Raw genomic sequence first — 25710 nt, 5'->3', positions numbered from 1 at the left:
GCGCCGGGGCGCTTTCGTAGCGGCCGGCGTTTTTGTATATACTCACCGATTCGGCTTCGGGGGCACGAACGCGCGCAGTAACACGCTTGCTCGCGGAGTGTTCTCCGAACGCAAGGCGGCGCTAGCCGGCCCGCTCACCCTCTTCACCTTCTTCCAGCCATCGCGAGCCAGCGCCGATGAACGACAGCGCCAAACCCGATGCGATCAGTGTCATCGTCATCGTCAAAAACGAAGCACACGATATTCGCGACTGCCTCGCTTCCGTGCACGGCTGGGTGGACGAAATCGTCGTGCTCGACTCGGGCAGCACGGACGGCACCCAGGCCATTTGCCGCGAGTTCGGCGCAACGGTCGTCGAGACTGACTGGCCCGGTTTCGGGCCACAGAAACAGCGCGCGCTCGACGCCGCCCGCGGCCCCTGGATTCTCTCGCTCGACGCCGACGAACGCGTGTCCCCGGCGTTGCGCGACGAGATTCTCGCGAGCGTCAAGGCGAACGGGGCCGACCTGTTCCGTGTGCCGCGCCAGTCGAATTACTGCGGCACGTGGATCCGCCATTCCGGCTGGTCGCCCGACTATGTGACGCGGCTCTTTCGCCGCGACGTAGCGCGCTTCTCGAACGATCTCGTGCACGAGCGCGTGATCGCCGCGCCCGAGGCGCGCGTCGGCACGCTCGCCCAGGCGCTGATTCACTACAGCTTTCGCGACTTCTCCGAGGTGCTCGGCAAGATCGACAGCTATTCGACCTACGGCGCGACCCAGGGCGCGGCGCGCGGCAAACGCGGCGGCCTGCGCAAGGCGCTGCTGCACGGCTTCTGGTCTTTCGTGCGCAGCTGGATCATCCAGCGCGGCTTTCTCGACGGCAAGATGGGCTTCGTGCTGGCGATCTCCAACGCCGAAGGCACCTACTACCGCTACCTGAAGCTCATGCTCCTCGAAACGCAGCAGTCCACCGCGGCACAATCCCGCGACGCCGCAGCGGAGCGCCGATGAACGCGCGCCGCGACATGCTGGTTTCGGTGATCGTCAGCACCTATAACCGGCCCGATGCGCTCGAGCGGGTCCTCGCGAGCCTGAGCGCGCAATCCGACACGCACTACGAAATCATCGTCGCCGACGACGGCTCGGCCAACGCGACCCGCGAAACCGTGGAGCGCTGCGCAGCGGCGAGCCCGGTGCGCATGGAGCATGTGTGGCACCCGGACGACGGCTTTCGCCTTGCCGAGATCCGCAACAAGGGCATCGTGCAGGCCCGTGGCGACTACCTGATCTTCCTCGACGGCGACTGCGTGGCGCAACACGATTTCGTTGCGCGCCACCGGCAGCTTGCAAGCGAGCGAGCCATCATCACCGGTAGCCGCATCCTGCTCGACGAAACGCTCACGCAAGCGGTGATCGGCCAGATGCTGCCGTTGGCGGACCAGGGCTTTGGCTTCTGGGTGCGGCAACGCCTTGGTGGCCACGTCAACAAGATGGCGCCCCTCTTCGTCAAGCTGCCGGACCGCAAGTGGCGCGTGATCGAGCAGTTCAAGTGGCGCGGCATCAAGGGCTGCAACATGAGCGCCTGGCGCAGCGATATCGAGCGCGTGAACGGATTCGACACCAGCTTCACCGGCTGGGGGCACGAGGACGCCGATTTCGTGGCACGCCTCGCCAACGGCGGCGTGCACCGCAAGCTCGGCGCCTACGCCACGGAGATCTTCCACCTGTGGCACCGCGAGCAACCGCGTGACCAGGCCAACTCCAATGAGCAGCGGGTCAAGGCGCGTATTGCAGATGGCACCGTGCGCGCCGAACGGGGTCTGGCCGAACTCGCGACTTGATCACGCGATTGCCCGACCGACGGCGCGGCATGGCAGCGTGAAAACTCCCGCGCCGCCTGCCGCCCATTCCCCGTCAATAAACGATCTCGATCTCGCTGCCCGCAAACTCGCCGCGCAGCGCGGCGAGCAGGTCGTCGGAGGGCTTGACGCGCCAGGCGTCGCCCAAGCGCACTTCGCCTTCGGCCCGATCGTTGCGGTAGGCAATCTGCACCGCGAGTCCATTCGGAATGACTGCTTGCGGGCGATCGCCGCGATCGCGCCCGAAGCCGCCGCGCCCACGCGCTTGCGCGGCCGGCGCCGGCAGCGAGTCGTCGGGCTTCGCGCGATACGCTTCGAGCACCGTGCGCAGCGCGAGCGCATTGGCGTTGCCGTTCATCTGCAGCTTCACGGCCTGCGCGTAGCGGCTGCGCGCGCGCTCGAGATCCATCACCGTATCGACGGTAAAGCGAATGCCGCCCGTGAACGCGTCATTGCGCGCCCCGCCCTGCACGACTAGCAGCTCGTCTTCCTTGAAGAGCGCCTTGTGCGCTTCGAACTGCTCGTTGAACACCGTCACTTCGCACTGGCCGGTGCCGTCGTCGAGCAACGCGATCAGCATCTTGCCGCGTTGGGTCATTTGCGTGCGCAACGAAGCGATCACGCCCGCGATGAGCTTGTCGCGCCCTTCCTTCAGCTCGCCGATCTTCTGGCGCACGAAGCGGCGCACTTCGTCCTTGTAGGCGTCGAAGAGGTGCCCCGAGAGGTAGAAGCCGAGCGCGGCCTTCTCTTCCTGAAGCTTGCGCTTCTCGCCCCACGCGGGTTCGTCGACCAGTTCATGCGCGGCGAGCGGCGCGTCGCCCATATCGAACAGGCCCGCCTGCATGGCGTTGGCGCTCGCCTGGTCGGCGGCTTCCATCGCCATCGGCACGGAGGCCAGCAACTGTGCGCGGTTTGCGTGAATCGTGTCGAATGCGCCGGCGCGGATCATCGCTTCGATCGTGCGGCGATTCACGAGACGACGGTCGATGCGCTCGCAGAAGTCGAACAGATCCTTGAAGGGACCGCCCTCCTCGCGCGCGCGCAAGATTTCTTCGATGGCGTTCTGGCCGCTGCCCTTGATCGCGCCCAGACCGTAGCGGATCGTGCGCGAGCGCTTGCCTTCTGCGACGTTCGAGTCGGCCACCGGCTCGAAGCGATACGCCGAAGCGTTCACGTCCGGCGGCAGCACGGCCATCTTGTTGGTCAGGCAGTCCTCGAAGAGGATCTTCACCTTGTCGGTGTCGTCCATGGCGAGCGACATATTCGCCGCCATGAATTCCGCCGGATGGTGCGCCTTGAGCCACGCCGTGTGATAGGCGAGCAGCGCGTAGGCGGCCGCGTGCGACTTGTTGAAGCCGTAGCCCGCGAACTTCTCCATCAAGTCGAAGGTTTCGTCGGCCTTCTCGCGCGTGAGGCCGTTCTTCGCCGCGCCTTCCGCGAAAATTTCGCGGTGCTTGGCCATTTCCTCGGGCTTCTTCTTACCCATCGCGCGGCGCAGCAAGTCGGCGCCGCCGAGCGAATAGCCGCCGATGATCTGCGCCATCTGCATCACCTGCTCCTGATAGACCATGATGCCGTAGGTCTCTTTCAGAACAGGTTCGACGCGCGGATCGGGATACTCCACCACTTCGCGGCCGTGCTTACGCGCGCAGAAGCTCGGGATCAGGTCCATCGGGCCCGGACGATACAACGCCACGAGCGCGATGATGTCCTCGAAGCGGTCGGGCTGCGCGTCCTTCAGCATGCCCTGCATGCCGCGGCTTTCCAGCTGGAACACGGCGACCGTGTTGGCCTTCTTGAGGATCTGGAACGACGGCGCGTCGTCGAGCGGCACCTCGGCGAGCGACCAGTCTTTCTTCGACGGGTCGAGCATGCGGATATAGCGCTCGGCCCAGTCGAGAATCGTGAGCGTGGTCAGGCCCAGAAAGTCGAACTTCACGAGGCCGACGGCTTCCACGTCGTCCTTGTCGTACTGGCTCACGACGCCGCTTTCGTCGCCCTGCGTATAGAGCGGGCAAAAATCCGTCAGCTTGCCGGGCGCGATCAGCACGCCGCCCGCGTGCATGCCCACGTTACGCGTGAGACCTTCCACGAGCTGCGCGAGGTCGAGCAGCTGGTGCACTTCGTCTTCGTTGTCGTAGCGCTCCTGCAGGAGCGGCTCTTCCTTCATCGCGTCGGCAATCGTGACGTGCTTGCCGGGTTTGAACGGAATGAGCTTGGCCACGCCGTCGGTGAAGTTGTAGCCGAGATCGAGCACGCGGCCGATGTCGCGCACCGCCGCCTTCGCAGCCATCGTGCCGAAGGTGGCGATCTGCGAAACCGCATCGGCGCCGTACTTCTCCTTCACGTACTGAATGACGCGGTCGCGCCCATGCTGGCAGAAGTCGATGTCGAAGTCGGGCATCGAAACGCGTTCCGGATTCAGGAAGCGCTCGAACAGCAGGTTGTAGCGCAGCGGATCGAGGTCGGTAATGCCGAGCGCGTAGGCGACGAGCGAACCCGCGCCCGAGCCCCGGCCCGGTCCCACCGGCACGCCGTTGTTCTTGGCCCAGTTGATGAAGTCCGCAACGATCAGGAAGTAGCCCGGGAAACCCATCTTGATGATGGTCCCGCACTCGAATTCGAGACGCTCGTTGTAGCGCGCGCGCTCCTGCTCGCGTTCGGCTTCGTTCGGATACAGCTGCACGAGGCGCTTTTCGAGGCCTTCTTTCGAAAGCTGCACGAGATAGTCGTCGAGCGACAGGCCGTCGGGCGTCGGGAAGAGCGGCAGCTTCGGCTTGCCGAGTTCGAGCGTGAGGTTGCAGCGCTTGGCGATTTCGATGGTGTTCGCAATGGCCGACGGAATGTCCGCGAACAGCGCGGCCATTTCTTCCTGCGTGCGAAAACGCTGATCGGTCGTGAAACGTTTCTGGCGGCGCGGATTCGCGAGGATGTCGCCTTCCGAGATGCACACGCGCGCTTCGTGCGCGGTGTATTCCTCGTCGGTCATGAACTGCATGGGGTGCGTGGCGACCACCGGCAGCTTCAGTTGCGACGCGAGCGCCACGGCCTGCTCGACATATTGCTCGCCGCCGGGCTGGCCGCAGCGCTGCAGTTCGATGTAATACGCGTTCGGAAACAGCTTCGCCCAGCGCTGCGCATGGCGCTTCGCACTTTCGGCATTGCCCGCCGCGAGCGCGAGACCCACGTCGCCCTGCTGCGCGCCCGAGATCGCGAGCAGGCCCTCGGCCAGACCTTCTTCGAGCCACGCGACGTCGACTTCCGCGCGGCCGCGGTACTGGTTCGTGAGCCACGCCTTGGAAAGCAGTTCGCACAGATTCAGATAGCCGCGCTTGTCCTTCACCAGCAGCAGAAGGCGCGACGGCTTGTCGCGGTCGTCGGGATTCGTGATCCAGACGTCGCAGCCGGCAATGGGTTTGACCCCTTTGCCGCGCGCTTCGCTGTAGAAACGGACGAGGCCGAATGCGTTGCCTAAGTCGGTGAGCGCGAGCGCGCCCTGGCCGTCTTTGGCCGCCGCCTTGACGAGGTCGTCGAGGCGTACGATGCCGTCGGCAATCGAGAATTCGGAATGGACGCGGAGATGGACGAAGCGGGGATCTGACATGGGCGTCATTGTACCTTCAGGGGCACGCGATTATCGGCGCTCGCTCGCATGCGCGCGCGACAGTGGCCGGGGCGGCCCAACCGATCTGGACAAGTGCTTGCGCGAGCGCAGGCCGCCGCACGGTGTGTCGTCTACGCCGCAGGCGGCGCGAGGCGCGATTGAGGGATAATAGCGGATTGCGCCCGGCGCGCGCCCTGCCCCAATTCCCGTTTTCGGGGACCCGCAGCGAACAGGCAGTACGCGACGCAGCAAGCGACGCACCACGCGCGCCCGGCTCCAGTTTCACGCGCTTTGATAGCGCCTTTCCCGTTGCACCATGCGTATCCTCAATCTATCCGCCTACCAGTTCGCCACGCTCGAGAAGACCGCCGAGTGGCGTCCGCTCGTGCTCGAGCGCTGCCAATCGCTCAATTTGCGGGGCACGATCCTGCTCGCGCCAGAAGGCATTAACCTGTTCGTCGCCGGCGATGAAGGCAACGTGCGCGCCTTCATGGACTACATCAACCACGACCCGCTCTTCGAAGGCAAGTTCGCAACGCTGCGGTTCAAGGAAAGCTTCTCCGAATCGCGGCCCTTCAACCGTATGCTCGTGCGCCTGAAGCGCGAGATCATCACGATGAAGAAGCCCGCGATCCGCCCCGAAGAAGGCCGCGCGCCTTCCGTGGCGCCGGTCGTGCTCAAGCAATGGCTCGACCGCGGCTTCGACGACGAAGGCCGCCCCGTTGTCATGCTCGACACGCGCAACGCGTTCGAAATCGATGTCGGCACGTTCGATAACGCGCTCGACTACCGCATCGACAAGTTCAGCGAATTCCCGGGCGTGATCGAAGCGAACCGCGCCGACCTCGAAGGCAAGACGGTCGTGTCGTTCTGCACGGGCGGCATTCGCTGCGAAAAGGCCGCGATCCACATGAAGGAAGTGGGCATCGAAAGCGTCTACCAGCTCGAAGGCGGCATTCTCAAGTACTTCGAGGAAGTGGGCGGCGCGCACTACAACGGCGACTGCTTCGTGTTCGACCAGCGCACCGCGCTCAATCCGCAGCTCGAACCGACGGACACCGTGCAGTGCTTCGCGTGCCGCGCCGTCGTCACGCCGCAAGAGCAGGCTTCCCCGCTCTACGTGGCAGGCAAGAGCTGCCCGGCGTGCCATCCGGAGCGCGCGGGCGCGACGGATACGGCGGCCCAGGCTGCCGCTTAAGCCGCGCGCGTGAGCGCATCGCCGCAAGGGTATCGCGGGCGCTTCGCGCCCTCGCCCACTGGCCCGCTGCACTTCGGCTCGCTCGTTTCGGCGCTCGCGAGCTGGCTCGACGCGCGAGCGCATGGCGGCGCGTGGCTCGTGCGCGTGGAAGACATCGACGGCCCGCGCACCGTGCCGGGCGCAGCCGAAGACATTCTCACGACGCTTGCGGCCTTCGGCTTTCACGCCGACGAGCCGCCGCAATGGCAGAGCCGCCGCACCGGCCTGTACCGCGCGGCGCTCGACCGGCTGATCGCCTCGCGCCACGTGTACGCGTGCGGCTGCACGCGCAAGGAAATCGCCGATTCGCAAGTGCGTGCGCACCAGCGCAACACCACGCTGATCTATCCGGGCACCTGCCGCGCGGGCCTGCACGGCAAGCCAGCGCGCGCGTGGCGGCTGCGTGTGCCCGACGACGCGCCTTCCAGGACACAAAACCCCGCGCTGATCCGCTTCGACGACCGCTGGCAAGGCCCGCAGCAGCAAGACCTCGCAACCGAAGTCGGCGATTTCGTGCTCCTGCGCGCCGACGGCCAATGGGCCTACCAGCTCGCCGTGGTTGTGGACGACGCCGAACAACGCATTACGCACGTGGTGCGCGGCGCGGACCTGCTCGACTCAACAGCGCGGCAAATCTGGCTCCAGCAGTGCCTTGGCGTGCCAACGCCCGCCTACCTGCACGTGCCTGTTGTGACGAACGCGGAAGGGGACAAGCTCTCGAAGCAGACCGGGGCACAAGCGCTCGATGCGTCACGCCCGCTGGGAGCGTTGCTGGCCGCGGCGCGGCATCTGGGCCTCGAATTGCACGACCCTTCGCCCGCAACGCTCGAAGCGTTCCAGCGAGACGCGATCGAAGCGTGGAAGCGGCGGCTCGCGCAATTGCCGGCCACCTAAACAAAAACGGCATGTCGTTGAAGGCGACATGCCGTTTTATCGTTGTGTCGCGCGCCGCTTCGCGCGCTCAAACTCAGTTCGACGAAGACGACGTCGGCTTGTTGCGCCACGACGAGCCGAGACCACCCAACAGCGCTGCGAGCGGCTGCTTCGACTGCTGTTTTTGCGGTGCGGTGTTCGCGGGCTTGTCTTCAGCCTTGCTGCGCGCGTTAGCCGAAGGCTCGTAAGGCTTCAGGAAAAAATCGTCGATCGGCTGCGAACGATGATGATGCGGGCGGTCGAACGACGCCGCACGGCGGTGCACACCGCGCTCGCCGCGTTCGCCGCGCCCTTCGCGGCCTTCATGACCGTCGCGCTCCCGGCGGCGGCTACCGCCTTCGTGATGCGGCACCGGCACGTCGACCACGAGGCGCTCCACGGTCAGCGGACGCTTGATGAGCTTCTCGATATCGGCGAGTTGCTTCTTCTCGTTCGGGCTGCACAGCGAAAGCGCGTCACCCGAGGCGCCTGCGCGGCCCGTGCGGCCAATGCGGTGCACATAGTCTTCGGCGTTGAAAGGCAGGTCGAAGTTGATGACGGCGGGCAGCTCCGCGATGTCGAGGCCGCGCGCGGCCACGTCGGTCGCCACGAGCGCTTCGATTTCGCCGCGCTTGAAGGCGTCGAGCGCCTGCATGCGCTCGTTCTGCGAGCGGTCGCCGTGAATCGCCGCCGCGACGATGCCCTGCTTTTCGATCTGGCGGGCCAGGCGGCTCGCGCCGATCTTGCTGTTGCAGAACACGATCACCTGTTTGAGACCGCGGTCGCGGATCAGCTGAACGACCGCGCCGGTCTTGTCGCCCTCGGCGACTTCGTACACGACCTGGGTGACGTTGGTCGCCGTGGAGTTGCTGCGCGCCACCTCGATGGTCTGCGGCGTGCGCAGATAGGTCGCGGCAAGCTTCTTGATCTCGCCCGAGAACGTGGCCGAGAACAGCAGCGTCTGGCGCTCCTTCGGCAGCAGGTTCAGGATGCGCTGCAGGTCGGGCAGGAAGCCCATGTCGAGCATGCGGTCGGCTTCGTCGAGCACGAGCATCTGCACCTGGCCGAGGCTCGTGGTCTTTTGCTGCACATGGTCGAGCAGGCGGCCAGGTGTCGCGATCAGGATTTCCACGCCGCGGCGCAGCTCGTCGGACTGCGGATTCATGTCGACGCCGCCGAACACCACCGCGCTGCGCAGCGGCGTGTGCTGCGCGTAGGTGCGCACGTTGTTCGCGACCTGATCGGCCAGCTCTCGCGTAGGCGTGAGAATCAGCGCGCGCACCGGATGGCGTGCAGGCGAAGCGCTCGTACTCGCCATCGGCAGGAGGCGTTGCAGGATCGGCAGCGAGAAACTCGCGGTCTTGCCCGTGCCGGTTTGCGCGGCGCCCATCACGTCGCGGCCCGTGAGCACCACGGGAATCGCCTGCGCCTGGATCGGCGTGGGCGTCGTGTAGCCTTGCTCCTTGATGGCCCGGAGGATTTCGGGGGCCAGACCAAACTGGTCAAAGTTCGCAGTGCTGGGCGTGACGGCTGTGTCGGACATGGTGGCTTCGCTATAAAGGCGCTATTCGCGCAAGGCGCGGGAGCGCCTCAAAAGGTCACTGCTGGGCATTGCAGGTCGATGCAAAGGCGCCGGACAACACGTCAGGCGCCCTGCGGCGACGGGCGGAACGCACGCCCGCGAGGGCCTCCCGGCAAACGGATGGCCCGGGATGGCCCGTGGACGACGAGAGAATCTGCCGGGGACGGGGCGCTGGCTCCATCGCCGCGCTCGCTCGGGTTCAACCCGGCCAGACTCACTCGATTCCAGATGGTTCCGGCGCCGCCCTCGTCTATCGACTGGCGCGCGCACCGGATTGGTCAAAACGGCCCGACCGGCATTTCAGGCCGATCCAGCAAGCCTCGGGGCGGCTTGTCGCCCGCTTGTCACTCGCGTGTCACTCGCTTGTTACTCGCGTGTCACCCGCGCCCTGCCGGCGTTCTGCCCGCCCGTTGCGGCAGGCGCAAAGGGCCGAAAGGCCGGTATTGTAGCACCTTGGCATAAATCCCTATGGCAGCAGGCCATGCGTTCTGCAACACGGCGCACGGGAGAACCCCGTGCGCCGTGCGACGATGCATCGCGCCCTTTTTTCTCCGGGCCCGCTGCTCACCACGTCTCGCGCATCACCATCAGCCGCAGCTCAGTCATGTCCTCGATCGCGTAGCGCACGCCCTCGCGCCCGAGGCCGGAGTCCTTCACGCCGCCGTACGGCATGTTATCGACGCGAAATGACGGAATATCGTTGATCACCACGCCGCCCACGTCGAGGCCGTCCCACGCGCGGTGCGCGTTGGCGAGCGAGTCGGTGAACACGCCGGCCTGCAGGCCGAAATCGCTGTCGTTGACGATCTCCAAAGCCTTGCCGAAGTCGTCGAAGCGCTCCAGGATCGCCACCGGCCCGAACGCCTCCTTGCGGTAGAGGTCGGTGTCGCGGCCCACGTTCTCGAGCAACGTGGCCTCGAACATCGCGCCGTCCACCTTGCCGCCCGCGATGATCTTCGCGCCCGCGAGCACCGCGCTCTCCATCCAGCCTGCGAGGCGCTTCGACTCGGATTCGGAGATCATCGGCCCGACAAAGGTGTTCTCGTCCTTCGGGTCGCCCATCTTGAGCGTCTTGACCTTGGCGATGAGCTTTTCGCGCAGCGCGTCGTAAAGCGACGCGTGCACGAGAATGCGCTGCACGCCAATGCAGCTCTGTCCCGACTGATAGTACGCGCCGAACGCGAGGCGCTCGACCACATAGTCCAGCTTGCCGCCCTGATCGGCGTCGACGATGGCCGCCGCGTTGCCGCCCAACTCCAGCACCACCTTCTTCTTGCCGGCCTTCCTCTTGAGGTCCCAGCCCACCGCGGGCGAGCCCGTGAACGAGAGCAGCTTGAAGCGCTCGTCGGTCGTGAAGAGGTCGGCGCCGTCGCGGTGCGCGGGCAGGATCGAGAAGGCGCCCTTGGGCAAATCCGTCTCCGCCAGCACCTCGCCGATGATCAGCGCGCCCACCGGCGTGCGGCTCGCGGGCTTCAGCACGAACGGCACGCCGGCGGCGAGCGCCGGTGCGACCTTGTGCGCAGCCAGATTGAGCGGGAAATTGAACGGCGAAATGAACGAGCACGGTCCGATCGGCACGCGTTTCACGTAGCCGTGATAGCCCTTCGCGCGCGCCGAAATCTCGAGATTCACGATCTCGCCGTTGATACGCACGCTCTCTTCGGCGGCCACGCGAAACGTGTCGATCAGGCGCGTCGCCTCGCCGCGCGAGTCGTTGATCGGCTTGCCCGCCTCGATGCACAGCGCCATCGCCAGCTCGTCGAAGCGCTCGCGAAAGCGCGCCACGCAATGATCTATCACGGCCTGGCGCTTGTACGGCGGGAACGCGCGCATGGCGGGCATGGCGGCTTCGGCTGCGGCGATGGCCTGGTCGATCGCTTTCGCGTCGGCGAGCGCGACGCGCGTGGCGACTTCGCCGCTGTATTTGTCGGTGACTTCGAGGTCGGTGTTGGCGGCGACGGCCTCGTTGGCCAGGTAGTACGGATAAGTCGGTTTGAGCATGACGGGGTTCTCCGTAATGACAACGTCAAAGCTGCGTCAAAGCTGCGCGCTCAGGCGCTTGATGTCGCGATTGAGCACGCGCTCGTTGTCCGAGTAATCGATGGGCACGTCGATCAGGTGCACGCCGGGTTGGGCGAGACACTGCTCGACGAGCGGCTTGAATTCGTCCGCCGAGCCCACGCGGTGGCCATGCGCGCCGTAGCTTTGCGCATAGTCGACAAAATCGGGGTTCTGCAGCGTCATCCCGTAGTCGGGGAAATTCATGTTTTCCTGCTTCCAGCGGATCATGCCGAACGCGTCGTCGCGCAGCAGCAGCACGACCAGATCGAGCTTCAGGCGCACCGCCGTTTCCAGCTCCTGCGAATTCATCATGAAACCGCCGTCGCCGCACACGGCCACGACCTTGCGCTGCGGATGCACGATCTTGGTGGCGATGGCCGAGGGCAGCCCCGCGCCCATCGAGGCGAGCGCGTTGTCGAGCAGGATCGAATTGGGCTCACGCGCGCGGTAGTAGCGCGCGAACCAGATCTTGTACATGCCGTTGTCGAGGCACAGGATGCCGTCGTCGGGCATCGCGTCGTACACATCGTGCACGAGCCGCACCGGATACATGGGAAAGCGCTCGTCGTGCTGCCCTTTGGCAAGATGCGCCTCGAAATGGCGCTTGATCTCCTCGAAGCGGGCGAAGTCCCACGCGTGCTCGCGCGGCTTGAGACTTTCCTTGAGTTGCCACACGGCGTTGGCGATGTCGCCCACCACCTCGATCTGCGGGAAATACACGGGGTCGACTTCCGCACCGAGAAAATTCACGTGGATGACGGTTTTCTCTTCCGCGCTGCGCATGAAAAACGGCGGCTTCTCGATCACGTCGTGGCCGACGTTGATGATGCAGTCGGCGTGCTCGATCGCGCGGTGCACGAAGTCGCCGTCCGAGAGCGTGGCGTTGCCGAGCCAGAGCGGGTGCGATTCGTCGATCACGCCCTTGCCCATCTGCGTGGTGAAGAACGGGATGCCGGTTTCGTCGACGAATTCGCGCAGCACGTTGCGCGTGGTCTTGCGGTTTCCGCCCGCGCCGATCATGAGGAGCGGATGGCGCGCCTTGCAGATCGCCCCGACCGCATGGGCAACCGCTTTTTCCTCGGCCACGGGCCGGCGGCTGAAGCTCTTGGGAATGGGCTTGCCGTCGCCCTCTTCGTCGGCTACGTCTTCGGGCAGTTCGAGATGCACGGCGCCGGGCCGCTCCTGCTCGGCCTGGCGAAACGCCTCGCGCACGAGCGCCGGAATATTGCCGATGGAGACGATCTGCCGCGCGTACTTGGTGAGCGGCTCCATCATGCGCACCACGTCGACGATCTGGAAGTGGCCCTGCTTGCTCGACTTGATGGGCTTCTGGCCCGTGACCATCAGCATGGGCATGCCGCCCAGCTGCGCGTACGCGGCGGCGGTCACGAAGTTGGTGGCGCCGGGCCCGAGCGTGGCGAGGCACACGCCGGTGCGGCCCGTGAGCCGTCCGTAAGTGGCGGCCATGAAGCCCGCGGCCTGCTCGTGGCGCGTGACGATCAGACGAATCTTCGAGCGCCGCAGCGATTCGAGCAGATCGAGGTTTTCTTCCCCGGGAATACCAAACACATATTCGACGCCTTCGGCTTCGAGCGCCTTCACGAACAGATCCGATGCTTTCATCGACCACCTCGTTGGCAAGAGCGTGGCCGGCGGCGCGGGCGGCAGCCGGCCTTCGCGAACAGGCCGACAGGTTACTCCCGCAAGGCGGAATGTGTCGTGAAGCGTGCGTGCGGCGTTAGCGCATGATCGTCGCGCAGCCGGAGAGCACCGGCTTCGGGCTCGCGTCGGACGTGACGTCGTAGAGATCCGCGCCGGGACCCTTGGTCCACCAGGTGTAGCGCTCGGCGACGTACTTCACGCCCGAGGCAGCGATCACGCCGACGAAGAGGAGCTTGCGGCCTTCCACGGGCACGAGCGCGAAGCTCTGGCCGTTGGCCGCGTTGAGATAGGTGACCTTGAAGCTCTTGCCGTTCGCGCAGGTGTAGCTGAACGTGTGGCGCGACTGGACCTGGATATCGCGCACTTCGAGCGGGGCCGCGTGCGCCGCGTCGAGGTGCAGCCCGGCCGCCAGACCACAGGCTGCCAGCGCAAGCGCGCCGCTGCGCTGAACTACGCGGATTGCGCGCATTGCGCCGCTTCGACCATCGATCATCGTGTTCTCCGTGTGTTGCGTTGCCCCCGCGCGTGACGCCGCCGCCTGGCACATTCACGCGCGAAGGGTGGGCTCACACGATAACCGGCACGCGCGAGCGCCGCCTTGTGCGCGGCCAACGCAGCGCGCTCGCCGCACACTCACTGCGCGGCGTCGCCCGGCACCGGACGCACCGCCGCGGCCGCTTCGCGGGCGCGCGAGCGGGCCTCGTCGGTGTCGGCGCCCGTAGCGAGCGCAACGCCCATGCGGCGCTTCACGAAGCTCTCGGGCTTGCCGAAAAGGCGCAGGTCCGCGCCCGGCACGGCAAGCGCCTGCGCGACGCCCTCGAACGCGATGCCGCGCGCGTCCATGCCGCCGTAGATCACCGCCGATGCGCCCGGACCGCGCGCCGTCGTATCGACAGGCAGACCGAGGATCGCGCGCGCGTGCAGCTCGAACTCGGAGAAACGCTGCGAGGCGAGCGTGACGAGCCCCGTGTCGTGCGGACGCGGGCTCACTTCCGAGAACCACACCTCGTCGCCGCGCACGAACAGCTCGACGCCGAAGAGGCCTCGGCCGCCCAGCGCCTCGGTCACCTTGTGCGAGATCTCGCGCGAGCGCTCGAGCGCCTTCGCGCTCATCGGCTGCGGCTGCCACGATTCGACGTAATCGCCGTCCACCTGGAGGTGGCCGATCGGATCGCAGAAATACGTTTGCACCTGGCCGCTCGCCGGGTCGATGGCACGCACGGTGAGCTGCGTGATTTCATAGTCGAAGTTGATGAAGCCCTCGACGATCACGCGCCCGCGATTCACACGGCCGCCTGCGAGCGCATAGTCCCAGGCGCGCTCGACGTCGGCGTCGCTGCGCACGACCGACTGCCCCTTGCCCGACGAGGACATCACCGGCTTCACCACACACGGGTAGCCCACCTTGGCGACGCCGGCCTTCAGCTCGTCGAGCGAATCGGCAAACGCGTAGGGCGAAGTGGCGAGGCCGAGTTCCTCGGCGGCGAGGCGCCGGATGCCCTCGCGGTTCATCGTGAGCTGCGCGGCGCGGGCGGTCGGGATCACCTCGGCGACGCCCTCGGCTTCGACGGCGGCGAGCGCGTCGGTGGCGATCGCTTCGATTTCGGGCACGACGAGATGCGGGCGCTCGGCGTCGATGAGCGCACGCAGCGCCTTGGGATCGGCCATGTCGATCACGTGCGCGCGATGCGCAACTTGATGGCCAGGCGCATTTTCATAGCGATCGACGGCGATCACCTCAACGCCAAGACGCTGCAGCGCGATGATCACTTCCTTGCCAAGCTCGCCCGCACCGAGCAGCATGACACGGGTGGCGGAAGCGGAAAGCGGCGTGCCGATGCGGGGGCGGGTTTGCATGATGTCTCCAGAATGGCGGTATGGCGCAAATGCGTAAGAGCGCCGATGTTAACACGCGGCCTTGCCGCGGCGAGGCGCTTCGGACCGCCGGCGGCCACCCGCTTCACGCGCTTTGCGCGCACGTTTGCGCTCGCATGCTGCAGCGCGGTGCGTTACGCTTACGCCTTCGCCGATTACGAGGAACGATGCGATGCCTATCCGCCAGACGCACAGCCAGACGCCGAGCCAGAGTCCGCGCGTGAATATGCGCCAGCGCCTGCGCCCGGCCCACGGCGTATTCGCGCGCAAGCTGGCCTCGCGCACGGCGATGCTCGCTGCGGCCCTGCTCGTGTGCGCGTGCAAGCTGCCGGTGCACACAGACGCCTCCGCGCCGCTGCCCGATCCGTTCAACCCCGCTACGACCCAGTTGCTCGACAACACGCACTGGCAGCTCACGGAGTGGAAGCGCGCCGACGGCACGCTGCGCGCCGTGCCGGGCCCGAACGCCGACGCCAGCAATACCGACAACCCCGTTGTCCGCCCCATCACGCTCGACCTCTCGACCGAGAGCGGCCAGCGCCGCGCGAGCGGTTTTTCGGGCTGCAACCGCTATTTCGGCGCCTATGCGCTGAAAAACGGCCTGCTCTCGTTCAGCCAGCTCGGGGGCACGCGCATGGCGTGCATCGGCGCGGGCGGCGATATCGAGGGCCCCTACCTGGAAGCCCTCTCGCATATCGCGCGCTCGGGCGTGCAGATGCGGCCTCCGCGATCGCTCTTTCTCGTGCTCGAAAACGGCGACCGCCTGACGTTCGCCGAGCAAAGCGCCGAGGCCAAGCCCGGCGTTGCGCCGGGCGCCGCCTCCGACGCCAAACCGGCGCAGTGAACGCTGCCCGCATGAACCGCCGCGCCCTTGCCCGGCGCGGCTCTTTTTTTGTTGCGCGCGAACCAAAACAGCGTGCGCAGGGTCTTTGGCGTGTCGGGCGCGCAACGCCCGCCGGGCCGAGCGCAACACAGTCCTCAAGTGGATGGCGGCGCGCAGGGGCCGAGCGGTTACACTCCACACGTCGCACACCTTCTCTACGTACATCTTTGGCATGCACACGGTAGTTCCTGGCTGGTTCGGCGTTTCGGCCGTCTGGTTCATCCCTCTGATCTGGCGTCTCGTCAAGTCCGTGCTGCCCGGCGGCGCGGGCCTGCGCGGTCCGGGCACGATCCGGCTCTGGCTCGGCTTCCTTGGTGTGCTCGTCGCGAGCTGCGCGCTCGAGGCGACGCTCATCGACATCGCCGGTTTCGACGCGCTCGGCCACGCACTATTGGGCGGGCTCGGCAAGCTCATCGGCCACGCGGCCGCGCCGCTCGCCATGACGGCGCTCCTCCTCGTGAGCTTGCCGTGGCTGCTCGACTTCCATTGGCGCGAATTCCTCGCCTGGGCCGACATCTCGCTCGGGCTCGGCCTGAACATCCGCGCCGCGCGCGAGACCGACGAGAGCCCGCGCCGCGAACGCCGCAGTCGCCGCGCCGCCGCCGAAGAGGGACTTCCCGCCCATAGCGCCGCCACCGTCAACCTGCCGATGCCCGGCGACGGCGCACGGCGCAAGCGGCCGACGATCTGGCGCCCGCCTGCACGTGAAGCGCGCGATGCACGCGATGTGCGCGATGTGCGCGACGGTCGCGATCTCTCGCGCAATGCCGGCGCGATGGCCGCGGGACTCGGCGCAGCGTCGACCGCGGCCGCCGCGCAGGACGCTTTTGCGGATAGCGCGCCGTGGCGCGCCGAACCAGGTTTCCGGGCTCCGGCCGATTCCTCCGCGGCATGGGCACGCTCCGAGCCGACCGCGGCCGCCGACTGGCTGCGCGGGACGCGTGCTCCGGCGGCTCCGGTGCACGCTGCGCCGAGAGCACCGATGGAGCCGCCACGCATGCCATTGCAGCAAGGCGCGCCGCTTGGCGACGCGCGCCGCCAGCCAACGCGTGGCGCGGGCACTGCCTCGGATATGGCGAGCGTGCATGGCGCACCGGGCATCCCCGCGCAACCCAATGCGCCGTGGCGCGCTGAGCCGGGCCTTGCGCGGCCGGCCATGGCCGCCGCGACCGTGGGCGCACGCACGGCGTCGGCGTCGGCAGCGGTGCACGGTGCGCCGCTCGCGGCCGGTACCGCTGCGGCAGCAGCCGCCGCGCGCAGTGCCGCGTTCGGCTCGACGCCGGCGCCGCTCGATCCGCTGACTTCGCCGTTCGCGCAGCCAGTCACGCCGCGCCGCTCGGCGCCGCCGCCCGCGGCAGGCAGCACGGCAGCGCGCGCCGCGGCCGCAGCGCCGCCCCGCGTCGCGAAGCCGCCGCGTCCGTACGTCTGGCAAGGCCAGCCGGCGCGCGTGAACCCTCGCCCGCCCATGGCTGCGCCACGCGCGCCGTTCACCTCGCAACTGGCCGACACGCCGCCCGCTACGCCCGCGTACTCGCGCCCCGCGTCCACCAGCGCGCCGCAAGCGGAAGCGCCGCTGTCGATGAGCGTGCTCGAAACGTTGCGTTCGATCGAAGAAAACGCCGCACGCTGGACGTCCCTCGCCGGCGCGAGCCTTGCACGCCGCACGCTCGACGAAGCGGGCACACTCGCGGGCGAAGAGGAAGCGCACGCGCAATTCCCGAGCGCCCCGCCAGACATGTCGAAGACGGCGCTGCCGGTGACGCCTTCGGGCGTGCCGGTGGAAACGACGTTCGCGCCAGTCACGCAGCAGGACGATGACGCCATCTCGCCGAACCGGGGCGTGCAATCGCTGGACGAGGTGCACGCCGCGCTGCAGCCGCACAACACGTCGACACCCTGGACGCCCGCTGCAAAGGCTGCCCCCTACCCTTCCGAGATTCAGCGCGCCGCGGCATACGAGCCGAAGACGGTCAGCGCCGACGACACGGCAATGCCAACTTCGTGGCAACCGGTGCACACCCATGTGGACGAAGCCGCGCATGACGCATTGAGCGCAGCGACCGGCGTCGAGCCTGTGCAAGCCGCGGCGGCAGAGGCCGCAACGCCGTCCTCCTGGCCCACGCTGGATCACGGCATGCCATGGATCCTGCTCGACGACGAACCGTCGGCCGCCGCGCCCACGGAAACCCACGCCGCCGAGCCGTTCTACACGTTCACGCCGTTGTCGGCGCAGGAACAGGCGCCCGCGCCTGAGGTGGCAGTTGCTGCCGTTGCGGCGCCAGCACCCGCAGTCGCACACACACCGGTTGCAGCAAGCGTACAAGCGTCGCAGCCCGCTCCCGCCGAGTCGCAGGATGCAAACGACGCATCGGACGCGGCGAACATCGTGCACTTGCCCCGTTTCGTTCGCGAGACACAACCGGAGGTGGCCGCGGCGCCTGTGCATCACGCAGCGCCCGGCGACGAGCAACCGCTGGACGCAAGCACCCGCACCGAAGTTGTCGATACAGCGTCGGCGGCGACCCTCGACGAATCTGCGTACGGCACATACGGCCGCACGTTCGAAACATCCGCGCGCGCAACGCCTGCACCTGTCGCGCCCACCGTCGCGCATGCAGCTCCCGCGACGCCGTTCGACGCAACGCCTTCGCTGGCGGCAGAGCACAAGGCGAGCGAGTCTTTCGCCCCTGTTGCGCGCGTCGTCGATGAGCACCCCGCGGTTTTCGATGAAGCGCATGAGTTTGCGAACGCCGCGGCGGCGCAAGCATTGCCGGCAATTGAAGCGCCGGCAACTCCGGCACCGGGTTTCGACGCGACGCCCCTGCCCGCTGTGCAGCAAACGCCGGCACCCGTAGCAACGCCGCCGTGGGTCGCCGAACCGCAGCCGGAATACCGTCCCGCGCCTGCCGAAGCCACGTCCACGCCTGGCCCTTCGCATCCCGCAGTACCGGTTGCCACACCGATCGCGGCGCCCTACCCCGCCGTCGCGACCGAACCGGGCGCCGCGAGCCCCGCCTTCGAGCCCGAGCCCGAAGTCATCGAAGCCCCCGAAGTCATCGAAGCCCCCGAAGCCGTCGAAGCGCCCGAACCGGCAGTCCAGCGCCCCGCCGTACGCGGCCACGCGCCCACGGCTTTCGCGTTCGAGCCGCTGAGCGCCTCGGCGGTCGAACTGCCGGGGCTCGAACTGCTCGAGCGCGCGTCGTCCGAGATCGAGCCGGTCTCCGAGCAGAAGCTCGCCGAAACGAGCCAGCTCATCGAGCAGCGCCTCCAGGAGTTCAAGGTCCCTGTGACGGTGGTCGGCGCGTCGGCGGGCCCCGTGATCACACGCTTCGAAGTGGAGCCTGCGCTCGGCGTGCGCGGCAGCCAGATCGTCGGCCTCATGAAGGACCTCTCGCGCGGCCTCGGCCTCACGTCGATCCGCGTGGTCGAAACGATCCCCGGCAAGACCTGCATGGGCCTCGAGTTGCCGAATGCGCGCCGCCAGATGATCCGCCTCTCCGAGATCCTCGAATCGGCGCCGTACCATCGCTCGCAATCGAAGCTCACGATCGCGATGGGCAAGGACATCGTCGGCCATCCGATCGTCACCGATCTCGCCAAGGCGCCGCACATGCTCGTCGCGGGCACGACCGGTTCGGGCAAGTCTGTGGCGATCAACGCAATGATCCTCTCGCTGCTCTACAAGGCGACGCCCGAGGACGTGCGGCTCATCATGATCGACCCGAAGATGCTCGAGCTTTCCGTGTACGAAGGCATTCCGCATCTGCTCGCGCCGGTCGTGACCGACATGAAGCTCGCCGCCAACGCGCTCAACTGGTGCGTGGGCGAAATGGAGAAGCGCTACCGGCTGATGTCGGCGGTGGGCGTGCGCAATCTCGCGGGCTTCAACCAGAAGATCCGTGACGCCGAAGCGCACGAAAAGAAGATCGGCAACCCGTTCTCGCTCACGCCGGAAGCGCCGGAGCCGCTCTCGCCGCTGCCGATGATCGTGGTCGTGATCGACGAGCTCGCCGACCTCATGATGGTCGCGGGCAAGAAGATCGAAGAGTTGATCGCGCGTCTCGCGCAGAAGGCGCGCGCCGCCGGCATCCACCTGATCCTTGCGACGCAGCGTCCTTCGGTGGACGTGATCACCGGGCTCATCAAGGCGAATATTCCGACCCGCGTGGCGTTCCAGGTGTCGTCGAAGATCGACTCGCGCACGATCCTCGACCAGATGGGCGCGGAGTCGCTGCTCGGCCAGGGCGACATGCTGTTCCTGCCGCCGGGCACGGGCTACCCGCAGCGCGTGCACGGCGCGTTCGTCGCCGACGAGGAAGTGCACGCCGTGGTGGAGTATCTGAAGCAGTTTGGCGAGCCCGAGTACGTCGAAGGCATTCTCGACGGCCCGGCTTCCGAAGGTGCGCCGCAGGACCTCTTCGGCGACTCGCCCGACGCCGAGGCCGATCCGCTCTACGACGAGGCCGTGGCCTTCGTCGTGCGCACGCGGCGCGCGTCGATCTCGTCGGTGCAGCGGCAGTTGCGCATCGGCTACAACCGCGCTGCGCGTCTGGTCGAGCAAATGGAGACGGCGGGCCTCGTCTCGCCGATGGGCATCAACGGCAGCCGCGAAGTGCTCGTGCCCGGCGGCGGCCAGGGCGAATAAAAAAAGGCGCGAAACGCGCCTTTTTTCTTCAACTCAACACACGCGCGCGTTACCGCGCGACGAACTTGAAATCGACCGGCGAGCCGATCTCGACGCGCTTCGGGTTCGGCTCCAGCAAACCGGTCTGCTGATCGCGGCGGAACACGTAGACGGTATCGCTGTTCTGGTTGCCGACGATGAGCCACTGCCCGGTCGGGTCGATCGCGAACTCGCGCGGCGACTTGCCAAGGCTCGACTGGCGACCCACGCGCTTTAACTTCCCGCTGTCGCCATCGACGGCGAAGATCGAGATGTCGTTGGCGTCGCCGCGATTCGAGACGTAGAGGAACTTGCCGTCCGGCGAAAGATGCAGCGCCGCCGCGCCCTGCGTGCCCTTGAAGCCCGGCTCCGCCAGCTTCTCGACCTGCTCGAGCTTCATATGCCCGTCGTGGTACGCAAACACCGTCACGGTGGCGGTCAGCTCGCTCGTGAGATATGCGTGACGGCCGTCATTGCCGAAGATCAGGTGGCGCGGACCGCTGCCCGACTTCACGTCGGTATAGCGCCACTCGGTCGGGCTCACGAGCCCGCGGCTGCCGTCTGGCGTGTAAAGGTAGGTCCACAGCTTGTCGGTGCCGAGATCCTGGGTGAAGAGATAGTGGCCGTCCGGCGAAAACACCGTCGAGTGCACGTGCGCGTTGTCCTGACGCCCCTTCACGGGACCACCGCCCTCGTGATGCACGGTCAGCACGGACTCGCCAAGCTTGCCGTCCTGCTGCACGGGCAGGACGGCGAAGCTGCCGCCGGGGTCGGCCGCGACCGAATAGTTCGCCACGAAGAGATAGCGCCCATCCGGCGAAAGGCTCAGGTAGCACGGATCGTTGCCCTGCGCCGACACCTTGTTGAGAAACGTGAGCTGCCCGCTCGCGGCGTCGAAGCCGAATGCGCTCACGTCGCCGCGCAGGCTGGCGGGACCGTTGTCGCCGGGCAGTTCGTTCACGGCGTAGACAAAGCGGTTGTCCTTGCTCACCACGAGAAACGAGGGATTCACCGTCTTCGCTACGCTGACCGGCTGCATGTCGCCAGTTTGCGTATTGAAGTGGTAGACGTAGAGGCCCTCGCTCTTGCCGCCCGTATACGTGCCGACGATCAGGTTGTAGACGCCGCCTGCGGACGCGGTCGTGGATGCGGATTGCGCGAACGCATGCGTCGCGGCGACGGAAGCCATGATGACAACACCTTTGATGAGCTGGCTGAGGAGACGTGCGCGGAGATGTGCGCGGAGATGCGCGGGTCCGCGCGCACGGGCAGTGGAACGGGAGGGCGCGGGCACGGCGTTTGCGGCGGCACGGCGAAGGAACATGTCGACCTCCTTTTTCTTGTCGATGCAGTAAAGCGGATCGGCCCTCGTCGCGACGCTGACCGTACCCGTCTCGCTTTCGTCTGATACATGAGACACCGACCCAGTATAAGAGAGGTCGCAAACGCCCGCCCCGCCGGCGCGCAGCAACGAGTCGCGCGGAAAAGGCGCGAAAAATCGCAGCAAAAAGGGATCAACGCAAACGATCGAAACCCGCCGCAATCAGGGAGCCGTCATGAACATTCACGTCGCCATCGGGCCGCTCGTCGCGCTCATCGCAGGCATTCTGATTCTTGCCGTGCCGCGCCTGCTCAACTATATCGTCGCGCTGTATCTGATCATCATCGGGATCATCGGGCTATTCGGCGTAAACGGCCATCTGTGACGCGCCTCGTCACGCTCGCCAACGTTTGTTGACGCCGGCGAGATGAGTATTTGCACGTGCTGCCGCGCAAAACGCATTGCGCAGGCGGCCCCGCTGCCACTACTCTTGTGCGTGCATGCCGCGCGCACTGTCCTGCACGCGGCGAGCGGCTTTCGTTTTCGAGCAACGCTGTCAATCTGCTTACTATGCCCGCACCCATTGAAGACTATGCATTGATCGGCGACGGCCACACGGCCGCGCTCGTTTCCCGCGCCGGCTCCATCGACTGGCTCTGCTGGCCGCGCTTCGACTCTGGCGCCTGCTTCGCCGCCCTGCTCGGCACCGAGGAGAACGGCCGCTGGCTCATCGCGCCCGCCCAGCCCGCTGATGGCGCGAAAGTCGAGATCAAGACCACGCGCCGCTATCGCGGCGACACGCTGATCCTCGAAACCGATTTCGAAACGCCCGAGGGCGCGGTCACGCTCATCGATTTCATGCCGCCTGGCAACGGCTGGTCCGAACTCGTGCGTATCGTCGTGGGGCGGCGCGGCACCGTGCGCATGGAAAGCCAGCTCGTGCTGCGCTTCGACTACGGCTTTTCGGTGCCGTGGGTCAGCCGTCTCACCTACGAAAGCGGCATCAAGGCGACGGTGGGCCCGGACACGGTCGTGCTGCGCACACCGGTCGACCTCGAGGGCGAAAACATGCACACGGTCGCGCAATTCGAGGTGAAAGAAGGCGAACGCGTGCCGTTCTCGCTTTCCTACGCCGCCTCACACCTGCGTCTGCCGCCGCCGCGCGACCCGTTCACGGCGCTTGCGCGCACGGAGAACTTCTGGACCGAATGGGCCTCGCGCAGCACGGTGGAAGGCCGCTGGGCCGAACCGATCCGCCGCTCGCTCATCACGCTCAAGGCATTGGCCTACGAGCCCACCGGCGGCATCGTCGCCGCGCCCACCACGTCGCTGCCCGAACAACTGGGCGGCACGCGCAACTGGGACTACCGCTACTGCTGGCTGCGCGACGCGACGATCACGCTGCTTGCGATGATGCGCGGCGGCTATTACGACGAGGCGCGCGCATGGCGTGCGTGGCTGGGCCGCGTGATGGCGGGCTCGCCGTCACAGTTGCAGATCATGTACGGGCTTGCCGGCGAGCGCCGCCTGCCCGAATTCGAACTCGACTGGCTGCCCGGCTACGAAGGCGCGAAGCCCGTGCGCGTGGGCAACAACGCAGTCGGCCAGCTGCAGCTCGACGTGTACGGCGAAGTGATGAACGCACTGCACCTCGCGCGCGTGGGCGGCCTGCAGGCCGACGACACCGCGTGGTCGATCCAGTGCGCGATGCTCGAACACCTCGAAACGATCTGGACCGCGCCCGACGAAGGCATCTGGGAAACGCGCGGCGGCCGCCAGCACTTCACGTTCTCGAAGGTGATGGCGTGGGTCGCGTTCGACCGCGCGATCAAATCGGCGGAAAAATTCGACCTGCCCGGCCCGCTCGATCACTGGCGCGAACTGCGCTCGACGATACACGCGACCATTTGCGAGCGCAGCTTCAACAAGGATCTGAACTCCTTCACGCAGATCTACGGCGGCACCGACCTCGACGCGAGCCTGCTGCTCATGCCGCTGGTCGGCTTCCTGCCTGCGGCAGATCCTCGCATTGCGGGCACGGTCGCGGCGATCGAGCGCGATCTGATGTGTGAAGGTTTTGTGATGCGCTACCGCACCACCGAATTCAACGATGGACTGCCGCCCGGGGAAGGCACCTTCCTTGCGTGCAGTTTCTGGATGGTCGACAACCTGGCCCTGCAAGGCCGCATGGACGACGCACGCCGCATGTACGAGCGCCTGCTCTCGCTCGCCAATGACATGGGATTGCTCGCCGAGGAATATGACCCCATTGCGGGGCGTCTGGTCGGCAACTTCCCGCAGGCGTTCTCGCATGTGGCGCTCGTGCATACCGGCTTGAACCTCATGCGGCATGAACAGGACATGGCGAAGGAAACGGGACATCCGGCGGTCGACGGCGCGTCGGCCGAGCCAGCTGTTGCATCCGCATCGTAAATGTTCGAAAGCGCCTGGACGTTTTTGCGAGCTGGGGTACACTAGGCATGCTGCGTTGCACAACGGCCAGGCGCAGAACAGTACCGCCCGCGCTAAAGCCCGCCGGGCGGCGGCCGATAAACAACCTGATTGACTGACCGACCAACCTTGCCGGCCCGCATCTGTTCCGCGCCTCACCCGCGCGCGACCCGGGTGCGAACCGCTCCTTGAAGATGCCGGAGCGCCCATGCTCTATCAAATCCGTGAATTCCAGCGTGCGTTGTTGAGCCCGCTGACCGCCTGGGCCCAGGCCGCCTCGAAATCGTTCTCGAATCCGACGAGCCCGTTTTCACTCGTGCCGGGCGCCACGCGCTTCGCCGCGGGCTACGAACTGCTCTATCGCCTCGGCAAGGACTACGAGAAGCCCGAGTTCAACATTCGCCAGATCGTGAAGGACGGCTTCAATATTCCGATCGTCGAGCAGACCATCATCGAAAAGCCGTTCTGCCGCCTGCTGCGCTTCAAGCGCTACGCCGACGACACCGGCGCCGTGGCCGCGCTCAAGGACGAGCCGAGCGTGCTCGTGTGCGCGCCGCTCTCGGGCCACCACTCCACGCTGCTACGCGACACCGTGCGCACCCTGCTGCAGGACCACAAGGTGTACATCACCGACTGGATCGACGCGCGCATGGTGCCGCTCGAAGCCGGTGCGTTCCATCTCGACGACTACGTGGCGTACATCCAGGAATTCATCCGCCATATCGGCGCGAAGAACCTGCACGTGCTGTCCGTTTGCCAGCCGACGGTGCCCGTGCTCGCGGCCATCTCGCTCATGGCGAGCCGCGGCGAAGACACCCCGCTCACGATGACGATGATGGGCGGCCCGATCGACGCGCGCCGCAGCCCCACCGCCGTCAACTCGCTCGCCACCGAACACTCGCTCGACTGGTTTGCGAACAACGTGATCCATACGGTGCCGGCCAACTATCCGGGCGAAGGGCGCGAGGTGTATCCGGGCTTCCTGCAGCACGCGGGTTTCGTCGCAATGAATCCGGGCCGTCACACTACGGCGCATTGGGACTTCTACAAGAGCCTGCTGCGCGGCGACGAAGAGGACGCCGAAGCACATCGCCAGTTCTACGACGAATACAACGCGGTGCTCGACATGGCCGCCGAGTATTACCTCGAGACCATCCGCACTGTGTTCCAGGATTTCAGTCTCGCTGAAGGCACGTGGGACGTGGCCGGCGAACGCGTGCGTCCGCAGGACATTCGCGACACGGCGCTCTTCACGATCGAGGGCGAGCTCGACGACATTTCGGGCGCGGGCCAGACACGCGCCGCGCACGACCTGTGCACGGGCATTCCCGAGGCGAACCGGCATCATCTGACCGCCGAGAAGTGCGGCCACTACGGCATCTTCTCGGGCCGCCGCTGGCGCACGATCATCTATCCGCAACTGCGCGATTTCATCCGTCAACACCAGCAGGGCGCCGGCCAATCGGGCAAAGAAACGCCTGCCCGCGGCCGCTCCGCACAAGGCGCTGTCGCCTGACGCAGACGCGCGCTCCATGCGAGCGCACGCAGTACGCGCCAGCAGCACAACCCGCGCGCCGTCCCTGGACGGCGCGCGGCGTTTGTGGAGCGTGAAACGATCT

The 25710-nt window shown here is 66.6% G+C and carries 16 protein-coding genes; 9 read left to right on the top strand and 7 right to left on the bottom strand.

Going from position 1 to position 25710, the window contains the following annotated elements:
* Window positions 1–176 precede the first annotated feature (176 nt).
* The gene (locus tag U5A52_RS27080) at window positions 177–992 is read left to right on the top strand and encodes a glycosyltransferase family 2 protein (RefSeq protein WP_321914709.1); all 816 of its coding nucleotides are present in this window, start codon (window positions 177–179) and stop codon (window positions 990–992) included.
* Window positions 989–1822: a glycosyltransferase family 2 protein gene (locus U5A52_RS27075; RefSeq protein WP_321936826.1), complete on the top strand. Its 834-nt coding sequence runs from the start codon at window positions 989–991 to the stop codon at window positions 1820–1822. The genes U5A52_RS27080 and U5A52_RS27075 overlap by 4 nt, the downstream gene beginning before the upstream one ends.
* A 73-nt stretch (window positions 1823–1895) precedes the next feature.
* Here U5A52_RS27075 and dnaE read toward each other — a convergent pair whose 3' ends face one another.
* Window positions 1896–5453: a DNA polymerase III subunit alpha gene (gene dnaE / locus U5A52_RS27070; RefSeq protein ID WP_321914711.1), complete on the bottom strand. Its 3558-nt coding sequence runs from the start codon at window positions 5451–5453 to the stop codon at window positions 1896–1898.
* Window positions 5454–5760: 307 nt separating this feature from the next.
* Here dnaE and U5A52_RS27065 point away from each other — a divergent pair, with 307 nt between their 5' ends.
* Complete coding sequence (locus U5A52_RS27065) at window positions 5761–6642, top strand: sulfurtransferase (RefSeq protein WP_321936825.1); 882 nt, start codon at window positions 5761–5763, stop codon at window positions 6640–6642.
* A 9-nt stretch (window positions 6643–6651) separates the two neighbouring features.
* Window positions 6652–7575: a tRNA glutamyl-Q(34) synthetase GluQRS gene (gluQRS, locus tag U5A52_RS27060; RefSeq protein WP_321936824.1), complete on the top strand. Its 924-nt coding sequence runs from the start codon at window positions 6652–6654 to the stop codon at window positions 7573–7575.
* 73 nt (window positions 7576–7648) lie between these two features.
* On the opposite strand, the gene U5A52_RS27055 is transcribed toward gluQRS, so the two are convergent.
* The 5 genes from U5A52_RS27055 to purT form a co-directional block, all read right to left on the bottom strand.
* Complete coding sequence (locus U5A52_RS27055) at window positions 7649–9136, bottom strand: DEAD/DEAH box helicase (RefSeq protein ID WP_321936823.1); 1488 nt, start codon at window positions 9134–9136, stop codon at window positions 7649–7651.
* 603 nt (window positions 9137–9739) lie between these two features.
* Window positions 9740–11176, bottom strand: coding sequence for an aldehyde dehydrogenase family protein (locus U5A52_RS27050; RefSeq protein ID WP_321914715.1), 1437 nt, complete (start codon window positions 11174–11176; stop codon window positions 9740–9742).
* Between the two features lie 36 nt (window positions 11177–11212).
* Window positions 11213–12859 carry an acetolactate synthase large subunit gene (locus U5A52_RS27045; RefSeq protein ID WP_321914716.1) on the bottom strand — a complete coding sequence of 549 codons (1647 nt, stop codon included), beginning with the start codon at window positions 12857–12859 and terminating at the stop codon, window positions 11213–11215.
* Between the two features lie 115 nt (window positions 12860–12974).
* Window positions 12975–13391, bottom strand: coding sequence for an MliC family protein (locus tag U5A52_RS27040; RefSeq protein ID WP_321936822.1), 417 nt, complete (start codon window positions 13389–13391; stop codon window positions 12975–12977).
* A gap of 140 nt (window positions 13392–13531) precedes the next feature.
* Entirely contained in the window at window positions 13532–14755 is a 1224-nt protein-coding gene (gene purT, locus U5A52_RS27035; protein WP_069265349.1) for a formate-dependent phosphoribosylglycinamide formyltransferase, read from the bottom strand.
* A gap of 190 nt (window positions 14756–14945) precedes the next feature.
* Here purT and U5A52_RS27030 point away from each other — a divergent pair, with 190 nt between their 5' ends.
* Window positions 14946–15617, top strand: a complete 672-nt coding sequence (locus U5A52_RS27030; protein ID WP_415774062.1) for an META domain-containing protein — start codon at window positions 14946–14948, stop codon at window positions 15615–15617.
* 211 nt (window positions 15618–15828) lie between these two features.
* Window positions 15829–20301 (top strand): DNA translocase FtsK, encoded by a 4473-nt coding sequence (locus U5A52_RS27025; RefSeq protein WP_321936821.1) that lies wholly within the window; start codon window positions 15829–15831, stop codon window positions 20299–20301.
* A 49-nt stretch (window positions 20302–20350) separates the two neighbouring features.
* Here U5A52_RS27025 and U5A52_RS27020 read toward each other — a convergent pair whose 3' ends face one another.
* Window positions 20351–21643 (bottom strand): lactonase family protein, encoded by a 1293-nt coding sequence (locus tag U5A52_RS27020; protein WP_415774061.1) that lies wholly within the window; start codon window positions 21641–21643, stop codon window positions 20351–20353.
* Window positions 21644–21875: 232 nt separating this feature from the next.
* On the opposite strand from U5A52_RS27020, the gene U5A52_RS27015 reads away from it, so the two are divergent.
* The 3 genes from U5A52_RS27015 (at window position 21876) to U5A52_RS27005 (ending at window position 25607) form a co-directional block, all read left to right on the top strand.
* Window positions 21876–22025, top strand: a complete 150-nt coding sequence (locus tag U5A52_RS27015; RefSeq protein WP_158757331.1) for a DUF3096 domain-containing protein — start codon at window positions 21876–21878, stop codon at window positions 22023–22025.
* Window positions 22026–22210: 185 nt separating this feature from the next.
* Window positions 22211–24073, top strand: a complete 1863-nt coding sequence (locus U5A52_RS27010; protein ID WP_321936819.1) for a glycoside hydrolase family 15 protein — start codon at window positions 22211–22213, stop codon at window positions 24071–24073.
* 226 nt (window positions 24074–24299) lie between these two features.
* Window positions 24300–25607: a polyhydroxyalkanoate depolymerase gene (locus tag U5A52_RS27005; protein ID WP_321914722.1), complete on the top strand. Its 1308-nt coding sequence runs from the start codon at window positions 24300–24302 to the stop codon at window positions 25605–25607.
* Window positions 25608–25710 lie beyond the last annotated feature (103 nt).

Origin of the sequence: Paraburkholderia sp. J8-2, assembly GCF_905220195.1 — a bacterium.
Taxonomy (GTDB): Bacteria; Pseudomonadota; Gammaproteobacteria; order Burkholderiales; family Burkholderiaceae; genus Paraburkholderia.
The sequence above is the reverse complement of the archived record's forward strand: the minus strand, read 5'-3'. Positions and strand labels throughout refer to the sequence as shown.